Below are 14,120 nucleotides of genomic sequence, written 5' to 3'. Positions count from 1 at the left end.
ACCTACCCTTCGCGGTGATAGGGATGGTTCGCAAGGATCGATGTCGCGCGAAACAATTGCTCGGCCAGCATTGCCCGCGCCATCATGTGCGGCCAGGTCGCCGGGCCGAACGACAATAGCCAGTCGGCCTCGGCCCGGTGCGCCTCGTCATGCCCGTCGGCGGCACCGATCAGGAACCGCGCCTCGCGCTTGCCCCCGTCGCGCCACGCCTCGAGCTTTTTCGCCAGGGCCATCGACGATACCGCCTCGCCGCGTTCGTCGAGCGCGATGGTCACGCTGGCCGGCGGCGCGATCGGAATCGTCCCGCCGCGGTCGGGCAGCTCGGTGACTTTGGTCGGCCAGCCGATGCGTTTCAAATAACGCTCAACCATCTCGGCCTCGCTCGATCGCCCTATCTTGCCCCGTGCGATGATGTGGAGGAGCATTTAGCGGGTCGCGGCGAAACTGTCGTAGATCGCGCGCGACGCCCGGGCGATGATCGACGCGCGCGGCCCATTGCCGCCGCGCGTGAAGACCGTGACGATGATCCGCCGACCGTCGGGCAGCACGATATAGCCGACATCGTCGGTGATCGTCGCATAAGTCCCGGTCTTGTGCTCGACATTGGTCCCGGCGGGAAGCATCCCCTTGATCCGGTTCGACCCGGTGATGCAGCGGCGCATGACATCGAACAGGAAATCGCGGCTGGCCGGCTTGATCAGCTCGCCGCGATACAGCCGCTTGAGGAAAATTGCGAAACCGTCGGGGGTCGCAGTGTCGCGCGGATCCTGATCGAACGTCAGCATCGACCCGGTGGCACGCTCGTCGTCATTCTCGCTGACGCTTCCAGGCGTCACTGGTTCCCAGCGGCGCAGCGCCTCAGCCTCGGTCGATCCGCTCGCCACCCGCACCCCGCGCCGGGCAAGCAGCAACTGGGCAATGGTGCGATCGACCCGCAGGCCCGTGACATGGTTGATCTCGAGCCATTTCTCGACCGTCGCCGGTCCGCCAAGGTCGGCCAGCAACACGTCGGTCGCGGTATTGTCGCTTCGCGTCAGCATCAGCTCGATCAGGTTTGCAGCCGACAGGGATACCCCGTCATGCGGAGCAAAGGCAGTAATCCCGTCGGCGCGCAGCCGCAGGCGATAATCGACCGGGATCATCGTCGCCAGCGTTCGGTGCCCGGCGTCGACTTCGGCCATGTACGTCGCGGCAATCGCGACCTTGACCGTGCTCGCCATCGGGAAGGCGCGACTGCCGTGGACGCTGACCTGCCGCCCGGTAGACAAGTCGATTGCCGAAATCCCCACATCGCCCGCCGGGACGGCGGCGATCTCCTCGAGCCGGCGCTGGAGATCGGCGATGCCTGCCGTCGGCGATGCGGTGTAAGGCGCGCGATACACCGGCGCCGGCTGAAGCACCGCCATCGGCGCGGGCGCAGCCTGAAACGCAAGCGCAACGGCGCCGAGGAACGCGGACATCGTCAAATCAGGCGGCGCCTACCTTGGCATCCTTCTCGTCGCCGAACGCCCACATGCGTTCCAGATTGTAGAAGCTGCGCACTTCGGGGCGAAACAGGTGGACGATGACGTCGTCGGCATCGATCAGGACCCAGTCGGCGACGGGCAACCCTTCGATCCGGACGATCTTGCCGAATTCTTCCTTGATCTTCGCGGCAAGCTTGGCTGCCATCGACGCGACCTGGCGTGACGATCGGCCGCTGGCGATGACCATGTGATCGGCAATCGCCGACTTGCCGGCGAGCGGGATCGACAGCGTCTCGACCGCCTGGTCGTCGTCGAGGCTCTTCATGATGAGGGCGTGCAGCGCGGCGACGTCGGCAGGCCCCGAAGGGCGGCCGGAAACGCGGTTAGGTCCGCTGGTGGCGGGCAGGGGGTCGGTCAATTCTTCTCCAGTCGGGCGTGAGGCGCGCGCACCGCGGTGAAGCGGCGATGCCAGTCGGGGTCGAGCGCGCGGAGGCGGGTTGCGGAGGTCGGGTCGGGGGGCAGGCGAAGCAGGCTAATCGCCGGTGCGCTCCAATTCGTCCACCTCCGGGCCGTGGCGGCGGGGTGGACGAACCACCGCAACCAGCCCATCGCGCGAGCCGCACGGGCCGCTCGCCCATAGCCCGGACGCGACATGATCGCAATCGGCACGGTACGCGCCAGTCGACGCCAATCCTTCCACTGGTGAAATTCGGCAACAGTATCAGCCCCCATCAGCCAGATGAAGCGGTCGGCGGGGCGGCGCCGGACAATCGCGGTGACGGTATCGACGGTGAAGCGGGTGTGAAGCCTCGCCTCGATATCGCTCACCCTGATCCCCGTCCCACGCGCTATTTCGCGGGCCGAGGCAAGGCGCGCGGCAAAAGGCGCCATCCCGGCCTTGGCTTTCAGCGGATTGCCCGGCGACACCAGCCACCACAGCTCGTCGAGCCCGAGAGCGTCCATCGCCGCCAGGCTCATCCGCCGATGCCCGCGATGCGCCGGATTGAAGCTCCCGCCAAGGAGTCCGATGCGCCTCATGCTGCAGCGCTAGCAGCGTCGCCGCCCGCGTGACGTATTGCCCCTCGAAGTGCGGCCGTCACTCCCACTCAATCGTTCCGGGCGGCTTCGATGTGTAGTCGTAGACCACGCGATTGATCCCCGCGACCTCGTTGACGATCCGCGTCGCCACCCGCGTCAGGAAGGCGGCCTCGAATGGATAGACGTCGGCGGTCATGCCATCGACGCTGGTGACCGCTCGCAATCCGCATACGCTGTCATAGGTCCGCGCATCGCCCATCACGCCGACCGTCCGCACCGGCAGCAGCACTGCAAACGCCTGCCAGATCGCGTCGTACAGCCCGGCGTTGCGGATTTCCTCCAGGTAAATGGCATCGGCCTTGCGCAGGATGTCGCAGCGTTCCTTGGTCACTTCGCCGGGGATGCGGATCGCGAGCCCGGGGCCGGGGAAGGGGTGGCGGGCGACGAACGCCTCGGGCAACCCCAGCTCGCGGCCGAGCACGCGGACCTCGTCCTTGAACAGTTCGCGCAAAGGCTCGACCAGCTTCATCTTCATCGTCTCGGGCAGGCCGCCGACATTATGATGGCTCTTGATCGTCACCGAGGGCCCGCCGGTAAAGCTGACGCTCTCGATCACGTCGGGGTAAAGCGTCCCCTGCGCCAGGAAATCGGCTCCTCCCAATTTCTTCGCCTCGGCATCAAACACGTCGATAAACGTCGCGCCGATGAACTTGCGCTTCTTCTCGGGGTCGGTGACCCCCGCGAGCCCCGACAGGAACAATTCCTCGACATCGACATGGACCAGCGGGATGTTGAAGCTGTCGCGAAACAGGGTCACGACCTGTTCGGTCTCGCCCGCGCGCATCAGGCCATGGTCGACATAGACGCAGGTCAGCTGTTCCCCGATCGCTTCGTGGATCAGCACTGCGGCGACCGCCGAATCGACTCCGCCCGACAGCCCGCAAATCACCTTGCCGTCGCCGACCTGGGCGCGAATGTCGGCGATCTTGGCGTCGCGATAGGCGCCCATCGTCCACTCGCCCGAACAGCCGCAAATCTCCTTCGCAAACCGCGCCAGCAGCTTGCCGCCGTCGGGAGTGTGGACCACCTCGGGGTGGAACATCATCGAATAGAACCGACGCGCCTCGTCGGTGGCGATGGCATAGGGCGCGCCTTCGGACTGGGCGACGACCGCGAATCCTTCGGGGAGCCGTTCGACCCGGTCGCCATGGCTCATCCACACCTGGTGCTTCTCGCCGACCGACCACAGCCCCTCGAACAGCGCCGAGGGAGCAACGACATCGATGTAGGCGCGCCCGAATTCCTTGCCGCCGTCACTGCTCGCAACCAGCCCGCCAAGCTGCTGCGCCATGGTCTGCTGGCCATAGCAGATCGCGAGGATCGGCAGGCCAAGGTCGAAGAAATGCTGGGGTGCGCGCGGGCTGTCGTCCCACATCACCGACGATGGCCCGCCCGACAGGATGATGCCCTTGGGAGCGAGCCGCTCGAAAGCTTCGGCGGCAGCGTTGAACGGGGCGATTTCGCAATAGACCCCGGCCTCGCGCACCCGCCGTGCGATCAGTTGGGTGACTTGGCTGCCGAAGTCGACAATCAGGATCGTGTCGGCGGTCGGCAGGGTCACGGGCGGCACCTTCGGAGACAGTAAAAAGATGCGCCGAGGCGTTAAGGCCCCGGCGCATCCCTGTCCACCGAAGTGGTCGGCTTTTAGGCAGGCGTGGCCTTAGTAACCGCGATAGCCATAGCCACGGTTATAGCCGCCACGGTTGCGGTCGATCGACAGGTCGATCACCCGGCCCGAATAATCCACCTTGCAGGTGAAGCTCAGGTTGGGGGCGCCGTAACCGCCGTTGTTGTAGCCGCCGCCATTGTTATAGCCGTTGTTGTAGCCATAGCCCTGGTTATAGCCCTGGTTGTAGCCTTGGTTATATCCGCCACCGGCCATCGTCGAAATCACGCCGTGGACGCGCAGCGCGCCATTGTTGCGGGCTTCGATGTTGGTGATCCCGGTCACGCGGCCACCCTGGCCGTAGCTCTGACCGTAGCCCTGGCCATAGCCCTGGTTGTAACCGCCATAGCCACCGCCACCATAACCATTGTTATAGCCACCGCCGTTGAGGCGAGTCTCGACCGCGGCGGCGCACTGGTTGACGGCAACGCTCGCCTGGATGTTCTGGCCACGATAGCCGTACGATTGGCCATATCCGTAATTGCCATACTGATACCCGCCATATTGGGTGGCAGCGATGACGCCGTTGATCACCTGTCCGACGACATTGCCGGGGCTGTTATTCTGGTAACCGCCATAGCCGTTGCCGGGATAATATTGCGCGGCGGCAGGGCTGGCAGCCCCGATGATCGCGGCGATGCCGACCGTTCCGGCCAGGATTTTCTTGATTGCAGTCATGGGGCTGTTCCTCATCTGATAATTCCCGAATACGCTCGGTGCATCAACGCAATTAAAGCCATTCGGCTGCACAATGGCTGAATTCCGCGTTGTCCGCCGTTCAGCTTGGCACGCCTCCGAAACGGACGAATTGCTCCAAATTGCGCTCAGAAGCGGACCCGCTTTCGTACGTGCAACGCGCCGCGCGGCTGCTAAGACCTGCCCATGCTTTCAGGGGTCGACAGCATCGCGGATCATCGCGCTCGCCTCAGCCATCTCGATCGGCTGGAGGCGGATGCGATCCATATTTTCCGCGAAGTCGTCGCGACAAGCCGCGCGCCCGTCCTGCTTTACAGCATCGGCAAGGATTCGGCGGTGATGCTCCACCTCGCGCAAAAAGCCTTCTTCCCCGCACCCCCGCCATTCCCCTTGCTCCACGTCGACACGACATGGAAATTCCGCGCGATGTACGAAATGCGTGACAAGGTTGCGCAAACGAGCGGCATTCGCCTCATCGTCCACCGCAACCCCGCTGCCGAAGCCGCCGGGATCAACCCGTTCGATCATGGCGCGCGCCACACCGACGAGTGGAAGACGCAAGGACTTAAGCAGGCGCTCGACGCCGGCCGATTTGACGCAGCGTTCGGCGGCGCCCGGCGCGACGAGGAAAAAAGCCGCGCCAAGGAACGCATCCTTTCGTTCCGCTCGGCCAGCCATCGCTGGGACCCGCGTCATCAGCGCCCCGAATTATGGAACCTGTTCAACACCGCGCTGCGCCCCGGTGAATCGCTGCGCGCCTTCCCGATCAGCAACTGGACCGAGCTCGACGTGTGGCAATATATCTCGCGCGAGAAGATCGCTCTCGTCCCGCTCTATTTTGCCGCCCCGCGCCCGACGGTGGAGCGCGACGGGCTGATCCTGATGGTTGACGACGACCGCTTCCGCCTTCGCCCCGGCGAAGTCCCGGTGACCCGCACCATCCGCTTCCGCACGCTCGGCTGCTACCCGCTGTCGGGCGCGATCGAGAGCGAGGCCACGACGATCAACCAGGTCATCCAGGAAACATTGCTCGCGACCACTTCCGAACGCCACGGCCGCGCAATCGACCATGATCCCGGTGCGTCGATGGAGCAGAAGAAACAAGAAGGCTATTTTTGATGCCGCACCCCGTGCAATCTGGCGCCCGATGACCGGCTATCTCCCCGAGGCGATGATTGCCGACGACATTGCCGGCTGGCTCCGCGCCAATGCCCAAAAATCCATGCTCCGCTTTATCACCTGCGGCTCGGTCGACGACGGCAAGTCGACCCTGATCGGCCGCCTGCTTTTTGATACGCGCCAGATCTTCGACGACCAATTGTCCGCGCTCCAGGCCGATTCGGTCCGCGTCGGGACGCGCGGGGAAGGGATCGACTTCGCCCTCCTCGTCGATGGCCTCGCTGCCGAGCGCGAACAGGGCATCACGATCGACGTTGCCTACCGCTTCTTCGTCACCCCGACGCGCAAGTTCATCATCGCCGACACGCCGGGCCACGAACAATATACCCGCAACATGGTCACCGGCGCCTCGACCGCCGACGCGGCGGTCATCCTGGTCGATGCGCGCAAGGGGCTCCTGACTCAGACCCGCCGCCACAGCCTGCTGACGAAGCTGCTCGGTGTCCGCCACCGCATCCTCGCGGTCAACAAGATGGACTTGGTCGACGACAGTGCCGACGCCTTTCACGCCATAGTCGCCGACTATCGCATATTCGCGGCCGAGGCCGGGCTTAGCGACATCATCGTCATCCCCGTCTCGGGCGTCCGCGGCGACAATATTGTCGATCGCTCGGCAACGATGGACTGGTACACCGGCCCGACTCTGCTCGAAGCGCTTGAAGCACTCGATGTCGACTCCGATGCGGCGTCGCGCGGCCCGTTCCGAATGCCCGTCCAACTCGTCCACCGTCCCGACCAGCACTTTCGCGGTTTCGCCGGGCTCGTTTCGGGCGGCATAGTCGCGCCGGGCGACGCCGTCCGCATCCTTCCCTCGGGCGCGACCAGCAGCATCGCCCGGATCGTGACGATGGACGGCGACCTTCCCGCCGCCACTGCCGGCCAATCGGTCACGGTGACGCTGGCCGACGAGATTGACTGCGCGCGCGGCGACGTGATCGTGGCGGCCGCCGATCCCCCAGTGGTCGCCGACCGGTTCGAGGCAAGCATCGTTTGGCTCGACGCCGACCCGCTCGTCCCGGGGCGAACCTATTCGCTCAAACTCGCCACCCAATCCGTCGGCGCAACCCTTGCCGCTCCCAAATATGAACTCAACGTCAATACGATGGAGCATCTGGCGGCCAGAACGCTCGAGCTCAACGCGATCGGCGTTGCAGAACTCGCTACCGACCGCCCGATCGTCTTCGCCCCCTATGCCGAGGACAAGGCGCTCGGCGGCTTCATTCTCATCGACCGCGTCACCAACGCCACCGTCGCCTGCGGGATGATCCACTTCGCGCTTCGCCGCGCGACCAATATCCACTGGCAGGCGATGAGTGTCGACCGCGCGGCGCGCGCGCGGCTGAAAAACCAGCGCCCGGCCGTCGTCTGGCTGACCGGCCTGTCGGGCGCGGGCAAGTCAACCATCGCCAACCTCGTCGAGAAAAAGCTCAACCGGATGAACCGCCACAGTTTCCTGCTCGACGGCGACAATGTCCGCCACGGGCTAAACAAGGATCTTGGCTTCACCGAGACCGACCGGATCGAGAATATCCGCCGCGTCGGCGAAATCGCGCGACTGATGAGCGACGCCGGACTCATCGTCGTCACCGCCTTCATTTCGCCCTTCCGTGCCGAGCGCGACATGGTCCGCGCGATGATCCCGGCGGGCGAATTCCTCGAAGTGTTCATCGACACCCCGCTGGCCGAGGCCGAGCGGCGCGACGTCAAGGGCCTCTACGCCAAGGCCCGCGCCGGCCAGCTCAAGAATTTCACCGGGATCGACAGCCCCTACGAGGCCCCGCGCCACCCCGAACTCAGGATCGACACGACCACCTTGTCGGCCGAAGCCGCCGCCGACCTCATCGTCGACGCACTGCTCGATCTCGGGACCTAATTCAGGTTGTTTTTTCTATCATAATATGCCAAATAGGTTAGATTAGTGATAGCCCCGGCGGGTCCGCCAGGCTGGGAAAGAGGGGAGGGCGTTCCATGCGACTTGCGTTCGCCGCCGCCAGACGTCCCCTCGCACGCCGCGCTGCACTGTCTAGCGTGTCCATTTTGCGTTGCGCTGGTGCTCGCCAACCATCTCCTGCCAAACCGCGCCAGACTGTCCACTTGTCCATAATGCATCCCGCCCGGCCTCCCATCCGTTCCTTTGCGGTTCATGCCCCACTGTCCACTGGGCACGGATTGATCAACTGAAAGGCTCGACCCGATGAAGCCGATTTTCGCCCCCCTCGCCATTCTCGGCGCGTTGACTGCCGCCGCAATCGCCTTTCCCGCGACCACTGCCGCCACCGTCATGGCGCCGCGCCCGGTGATGGACATCGCTGCCGTTAGTCACCGTGAGACTGCGGTCTTCGCCGGCGGCTGCTTCTGGGGGGTCGAGGGGGTGTACAGCCATGTGAAGGGGGTCATCTCGGCAACCTCGGGCTATAGCGGGGGCAGCGCCGCGACCGCGACTTATGGCCAAAGCTCGACCGGGCGCACCGGCCATGCCGAATCGGTTCGCGTCGTGTTCGATCCGACCGTGGTCAGCTATGGCCAGCTGCTGCGCATCTATTTCTCGGTCGTCGCCGACCCAACCCTCAAGGACGCGCAGGGCCCCGATCGTGGCACCCAATATCGCTCGGCGCTGTTTCCCTTGTCCCCGGCACAGGCTCGCGTCGCGCGCGCCTACATCGGCCAGCTCGCCGCCGCACGGGTCTTCCCCCGCCCGATCGTGACCACGGTCGAACCCTTTCGCGGCTTCTACCCGGCCGAGGCCGAGCACCAGCGTTTCATGGCGCGCAATCCCGATTATCCCTACATCGTCGTCAACGACCGGCCCAAGGTCGACGCGCTCCGGCGCCAGTTCGCGGCAAATTATCGCGCCTGAACGGGCTTGCGGGCCGCGCCCCGCTTCCCTAGAGACCGCGTCGAGTGGGCGTGTAGCTCAGTGGTAGAGCACTGTGTTGACATCGCAGGGGTCGCAAGTTCAATCCTTGCCACGCCCACCAGTTTTCGCCTCAGCCCGGAAGCGTCAGTGGACGCGCGGTGTAGGTCTGGAGCCATGCCGTCAGGTCGACCGCCATCAGGTCGGCGACCCGCCGGATCCGCCGCAGCAGCGCGTCATATTCCAGCTCGTCGTCGATGATGACGTCTTTCAGGATGATCAGGTCGCGGCGCAGCGTCTCGCTCCTTGCCGCGACGCCGGCAAAGTCGCCCTGCATGCGGATCCCGTAAATGGCCGCGCCGATCGACGGCAGCGCGGCGCCGAGGATGGTGACGACCAGTGACAGCGGCAATGGGCTTTCTCCCGCCACCCACTCCATCCCGGGCAGCGTCTTGACCCCCAGCATCAGCAGGCAGGCCAGCGCGGTCGCCGCAAACAGCGCCGACCCGCCCCGGTGCAGCCGGTGATCGAGCTGGTGCATTCGCCGGGCGTCGACCTCGAGATAGCCAATCTGCCCGTCGATCATCTCGAGCAGCTCTTGCTTGACGCAGCTCAGATAGGCGGCATCGACCTTGACCCCGGGCAGCCCGAGTTCGCGGGCTGCGGCCTGGATATACCAACTGACCCACGGCGACGACTTGCCCGCGGCATTACGCAGATCGAGGTCGCCGAGCTGGGTGGTCAGCGCCAGGCACCGCAGCCGCTCGGCCAGCGCCCGGCTGTCGAGCCACTGGCGGTGCCACCCGGCCCGATTGCCCGCCGAGGTGATGATTAGGATCGAACTGATCGTCGCGAATTCCAGGGTCAGCAGATAAAACTTGGCACCGGTTGGAAGGGCAAGCCCGAGCATCGTCAGCAGGACCGCCAGGGACGACAGCGAGAAGTTGAGCAGGAAACTGCTGCGAAACAGCGCGGCGCTGCGGCTGGCGGCGAAGTCGGCGCGAACGAAGCGCCTGGTGACGAAGCGATCGAGGCGCAATGCAAAGTCCGGCGAAGCCGCGCACGCCGATAATAACGGTGCTTGTCCCGAAGCTTTCGGTTTCACCCCGAAATCGGTCAAACGAATCTTGCGCACCCCCATCAGCGCGAGGAACAGGGGATAGGCCACACCGGTTCCAGGCCAGTGCCGACGTTCTTCCTCAAACAGGCCGAGCATTCGCGTTTCATCGGCGAAGGAAGGCGGATCGAGCAAGTCGCTAATGACCCGATCGAGATGCTCGAGACCGCCGCGCGCGACGGTGTCCGTCGTCTGCTGGCCAAGATCGACTTCGTTGAGCCCGTCCCACAGCAACATCGGCTCGGTCCCCCCGGTGGGGTCGATGCGGACGACAGGGATGCCCTTCAGGACGCCTTCGTGGACAATTTGCGCAGCCCCGCCGCGGCCGCGCACGGGATGCCCGTCCCACACTGCCAGCAGCAGGTCGGCCTGGGCCAGAGCGGCGCGTCCGGCCCGTTCATAGGCTGCCGTCTCGCCGCCTTCGTGAATGCGGTCGCCGGGCAATTCGAACACCGAATGGGCATGGTCGAGCCGACGGAAATAGCCTTCCAGCGCGTCGGGTTTCGTGAAATCCTTGGCATATTCCTGGCGGTCGAAGGGCAGGATGACGTCGAGCGACCAGCCAAGCTTGACTGCTTCGTCGGCAAGGATGCTATCGGCGCCCTCGGCCAGCGCGCTGACCAGTCGGGTCCGGGTCGGGGCGAAGGTCGTCGCGGCGCGGCTGATCTGCTTAAGCACGTCGATCACCGTCGCGTCGAGCTGGGCGAGGTCGCAACCACCCAGTCGGTCGGGGCGGTGACCCGTGACGGCAACCGACAGGATGCGCGCTGGGCGATCTGGCGAGATCATCGCCGACCCATGATCAGGCAATTTCGCGGTATCGAAAACCCAAGCAAAGCGTGCATCTTTGTCCCCCACCGACTGCATGCCACGGGTTGCGTAGCTGTTGCAAATGGCGCGCGCGCCGCCTTCGAGGTAAAACAAGTTGGGGATCGGACCGGACTATGGTTTTCTCAAGTCCGGCGGCAGGGAGAGTGACGATGCGCATCGGCTGGCTGGCGGTCTCGCTGTTGTTAAGCCCAGTGCCCGGATGGTCCCAGGACCAGGCCGCAGCGCCGGAATCTGCAATGCGCTTTGGCGCGCCGTGGCAGGCGGAGATTTACTCGAACGCCGAGCCCGCCGCCTACACCGAGGCCGAGCGCGCGGCGAAACCCTATTGGGAGCTTGCCCATCGCTGTGGCGGGTCCCTGATCGCGGATGGCTGGGTGGTGACCGCGGCGCATTGCATCGACGAGGCCAAGGTCGAGAAGGGCTATCGCGCGCGACTGGGATCGCGCGATCTGGCCAATGACCCTGGCATGACGTTCGTCATCGACCGCATGGTTCGTCATCTCGACTATGACGCGCTGCATCATCTCAATGACATCGCGCTGGTCCATTTCGCGGCTGATGAAGCGACTGGCGAAGGCGGCGGAGCGACGATCACGCCGATCGCTCTCAATGGCAGCGGCGACGACGACCGGGCGGTGGCGCCCGGCGATCCGCTGAGCGCTTCTGGCTGGGGGCGGACCAGCGCGGGCCCCGACGGACGCAACTCGGCGGGTTTGCTGCAGGTCGACATCGCCGCAGTCGATTGCGGTGCGGTAGCGGCCTATCGTGGCCAAACGACCGACGGCATGATTTGCGCTGGCGCGCCGGGCAAGGACACGTGTCAGGACGACAGCGGCGGTCCATTGATCCGCACGCTGGGCGAGCCGGTGCTCGTTGGCATCGTCAGCTGGGGCGATGGCTGTGCCAAGTCCGACCGACCCGGGGTCTATGTCCGGATCGATCGCGACCATTATCTCGACTGGGTCAACCGCGCGATGGCGAGCGATCCTTCAGTCAGCGAGATGCGCTAGCAGATCTCGCCAAAGCGGCTCGATACGTTAGCGCGAGTCGCCGACGCTTCTGGAATCGCCGACGCTGCGCGAGTCGCCAACGCTGCGCGAGTCGCCGACACTCTTGTCTTCGCCTTCGCTTGTCTCTTCGACGGCGTCTTCATTCTCGTCCTCGGACGCATCGGTTACGGGTTTTCCGCCAATGACCATGAGTAAGACCTTTCCTGATCGACGCTGACATCATCCCATGAATTGCGACGTCGCGATAGGCCAGCTCAGATCAAACCAATGCCTGATGCCAAAGCCTTGAATTGTGGGGATTCCTTGACCGGGTCGAGCATCGGGTCGGTGGTCAGGTAAAGCAATCCGGCATCGCCGATCGCGCGCGCCTGCTGAAGCGCGACGATGGCCCGGTCGCGCTCGCCCCATTGCGCCAGCACTTCGGCCTGCTGGTAGAGCGCGCTGTCGCCCAGCGCCACCAGCGCGGCCATCGCCTCGTCAGCCTTGGCGCGGTGGCCCAGCCGATGCTCGGCGATGGCCAGGCCGGGCAGGCGGAAGACGTCGTGGGGCTCGGCGGCATAGGCGGCGCGCGCGGTCTCGATCTGGCCCAGCTGGTAGCGGCAATTGCCGATCATCGCGCTGGCGTTGGAGATTTTGGGATTAAGCGCGAGCGACTGGTCGAGCGCGGCGATCGCGGTCGGATATTGGCGAAGCGAATAATGGATCGATCCCGCCGCGCGGTGAGTCCGCGGGTTGAGCGGGTCGAGCGCCAAAGCCCGCCGAATAGCCGTCAGCGCTTCGGTCCCGCGGCCCGCCCGGACGGCGTAAATGGCGAACAAGAGCAGGATGTCGGCGTCGCCATGGCCAAGGGCATAAGCGCGCTCGTAGGGGGCCCGCGCGGCGCGGACGTCGAGCTGGCCGTTGAACTCGGCAAAGCCGAGCGCGAGCTGGGCTTCGGCGAGGTCGGGCGCGAGATCGACCGCCTGGCGGGCGGAGGCGATGGCGGCATCGTACAGCGACTTGAGCTGGTCGGCCTTGCCATATTCCCCGGCGATGGCAGCAAGCGATCGCGAGCGCGCGGCAAACGCCAGCGCAAACCCCGGATCGAGCGCAATCGCCTGGCCATATTGGTCGAGCGCGGCGCGATCGGTGACTTCATCCTTGGCGGTGTTGAACAGCGCCCGGCCGCGCAGATAGGCTTCATAGGCGGCGACGATGCGCGTGCCGCCGGGGGCGGGAGCGGCACTTTCGATCTGGGCGGCCATGGCCTGTGCGACAAGCCCGGCAATCTCGCTCTGCACCGCGAATATGTCGGCCAGCCCGCGATCAAAGGTCTTTGACCAGCGGCTGAAGCCGGTCGCGCCGTCGCTCAGATTGGCGGTAATTCGCACCGTGTCGCCCGACCGCCGGACCGTGCCGTCAAGGATGAAGGCGACCTGGAGCTTGCGCGCGAAGTCGGCCGGGCTCGCGCCCGCCGCCCCGGCGGCGTCGGACGAAGCACCGGCAATGACCTTGAGCGAATCGTTGCGCGACAATGCCGAGCGCAATTCCTCGGTCAGCCCTTGCGAGAAAAACGCCTGTTCGGGGTCGGGGCTGAGGTTGCGGAAGGGCAGGATGGCAATGCTGTTGGCAGCCTCGCCGCGGTCGAACAGCCCTGTCTTCCAGCCGATCAATCCGCCACCGCCGACAACCAGCACGGCAGCGCCCGCGCCGAGACCGATCGCCGAACGGCGCGAGACCGGGGCCATGACCGGGCGCAAAGGCACAGGCTTGTGGCTGGCGAGCTCGATTGCCGAGAGGATGGCGTTGATCTCGGGCGCGTCGCGCTTGCCGCGCCAGTGGGTCAAGTCGATCGACTGATATTGGCGAAACCCGAGCGGGGGAATCGTGCCGTCGATCGACACGGGGACAAGCCGGTGGCGGTCGCGCCCGGCGGCGGCCTCGTCGCGCACCCAGTCGGATTCGGTCGAACTGGCCGACCATAGGACGATGACCGCATCGGATTCGTCGAGGGCCGTTGCGATCGATTTGGCGAACGCCGCACCGCCTTCGATCAGCGCATCCCACCAGACCATGATTCCGGCGAGTTTCAGCGTGTCGGCGAGTCTTTCCGCCAGCTGCCGGTCGACGCGCGAATAGCTAAGGAAAACCGTCGGTTGGCGTGCGGAGGCGTTTGCTTCGTCTGCCACTTCACCTTGCCCCCGTTTGGACAAGGCTAACCGAT

Annotated in this window: 13 protein-coding genes and 1 tRNA gene; 5 read left to right on the top strand and 9 right to left on the bottom strand. The window is 65.2% G+C overall.

Translation table 11 applies throughout. From position 1 onward, the window contains the following. Window positions 1-2: 2 nt before the first annotated feature. The 6 genes from U1700_RS10100 to U1700_RS10075 all read right to left on the bottom strand — a co-directional run bounded on the left by U1700_RS10100 (window position 3) and on the right by U1700_RS10075 (window position 4,908). A complete protein-coding gene (locus tag U1700_RS10100; protein ID WP_332752513.1) occupies window positions 3-425 on the bottom strand; it encodes a 23S rRNA (pseudouridine(1915)-N(3))-methyltransferase RlmH in 423 nt (140 codons plus the stop codon). After that, window positions 426-1,460 (bottom strand): serine hydrolase, encoded by a 1,035-nt coding sequence (locus tag U1700_RS10095; protein WP_332752511.1) that lies wholly within the window; start codon window positions 1,458-1,460, stop codon window positions 426-428. It lies immediately after the preceding gene. 7 nt (window positions 1,461-1,467) lie between these two features. Then, on the bottom strand, window positions 1,468-1,791 hold the full coding sequence (rsfS, locus tag U1700_RS10090; protein ID WP_332752993.1) for a ribosome silencing factor: 324 nt from the start codon (window positions 1,789-1,791) through the stop codon (window positions 1,468-1,470). An 89-nt stretch (window positions 1,792-1,880) separates the two neighbouring features. Beyond that, complete coding sequence (locus U1700_RS10085; protein WP_332752509.1) at window positions 1,881-2,504, bottom strand: nicotinate-nucleotide adenylyltransferase; 624 nt, start codon at window positions 2,502-2,504, stop codon at window positions 1,881-1,883. Between the two features lie 58 nt (window positions 2,505-2,562). Then, window positions 2,563-4,125, bottom strand: a complete 1,563-nt coding sequence (guaA, locus tag U1700_RS10080; protein ID WP_332752507.1) for a glutamine-hydrolyzing GMP synthase — start codon at window positions 4,123-4,125, stop codon at window positions 2,563-2,565. A 99-nt stretch (window positions 4,126-4,224) separates the two neighbouring features. After that, window positions 4,225-4,908, bottom strand: a complete 684-nt coding sequence (locus tag U1700_RS10075; RefSeq protein WP_332752505.1) for a hypothetical protein — start codon at window positions 4,906-4,908, stop codon at window positions 4,225-4,227. A 204-nt stretch (window positions 4,909-5,112) separates the two neighbouring features. On the opposite strand from U1700_RS10075, the gene cysD reads away from it, so the two are divergent. The 4 genes from cysD (at window position 5,113) to U1700_RS10055 (ending at window position 9,083) form a co-directional block, all read left to right on the top strand. Continuing rightward, window positions 5,113-6,045 (top strand): sulfate adenylyltransferase subunit CysD, encoded by a 933-nt coding sequence (cysD, locus tag U1700_RS10070; protein WP_332752503.1) that lies wholly within the window; start codon window positions 5,113-5,115, stop codon window positions 6,043-6,045. Between the two features lie 28 nt (window positions 6,046-6,073). Continuing rightward, window positions 6,074-7,978, top strand: a complete 1,905-nt coding sequence (gene cysN, locus U1700_RS10065; RefSeq protein WP_332752501.1) for a sulfate adenylyltransferase subunit CysN — start codon at window positions 6,074-6,076, stop codon at window positions 7,976-7,978. Between the two features lie 321 nt (window positions 7,979-8,299). Beyond that, entirely contained in the window at window positions 8,300-8,962 is a 663-nt protein-coding gene (gene msrA, locus U1700_RS10060; protein WP_332752499.1) for a peptide-methionine (S)-S-oxide reductase MsrA, read from the top strand. A 46-nt stretch (window positions 8,963-9,008) separates the two neighbouring features. Beyond that, window positions 9,009-9,083 (top strand) — tRNA-Val (locus U1700_RS10055). Window positions 9,084-9,092: 9 nt separating this feature from the next. On the opposite strand, the gene U1700_RS10050 is transcribed toward U1700_RS10055, so the two are convergent. Then, the gene (locus U1700_RS10050; RefSeq protein ID WP_332752497.1) at window positions 9,093-10,865 is read right to left on the bottom strand and encodes a hypothetical protein; all 1,773 of its coding nucleotides are present in this window, start codon (window positions 10,863-10,865) and stop codon (window positions 9,093-9,095) included. 191 nt (window positions 10,866-11,056) lie between these two features. Between U1700_RS10050 and U1700_RS10045 the strand changes: the two genes are divergently transcribed. Then, a complete protein-coding gene (locus tag U1700_RS10045) occupies window positions 11,057-11,917 on the top strand; it encodes a S1 family serine peptidase (protein ID WP_332752495.1) in 861 nt (286 codons plus the stop codon). A gap of 27 nt (window positions 11,918-11,944) precedes the next feature. On the opposite strand, the gene U1700_RS10040 is transcribed toward U1700_RS10045, so the two are convergent. After that, window positions 11,945-12,106, bottom strand: coding sequence for a hypothetical protein (locus U1700_RS10040; RefSeq protein ID WP_332752493.1), 162 nt, complete (start codon window positions 12,104-12,106; stop codon window positions 11,945-11,947). 65 nt (window positions 12,107-12,171) lie between these two features. Beyond that, window positions 12,172-14,085, bottom strand: a complete 1,914-nt coding sequence (locus U1700_RS10035; protein WP_332752491.1) for a TIR domain-containing protein — start codon at window positions 14,083-14,085, stop codon at window positions 12,172-12,174. Between the last annotated feature and the right edge of the window lie 35 nt (window positions 14,086-14,120).

This window comes from Sphingomonas sp. RB1R13, from assembly GCF_036663775.1.
GTDB lineage: Bacteria > Pseudomonadota > Alphaproteobacteria > Sphingomonadales > Sphingomonadaceae > Sphingomicrobium.
This window is presented reverse-complemented; position numbering and strand designations above follow the sequence as displayed.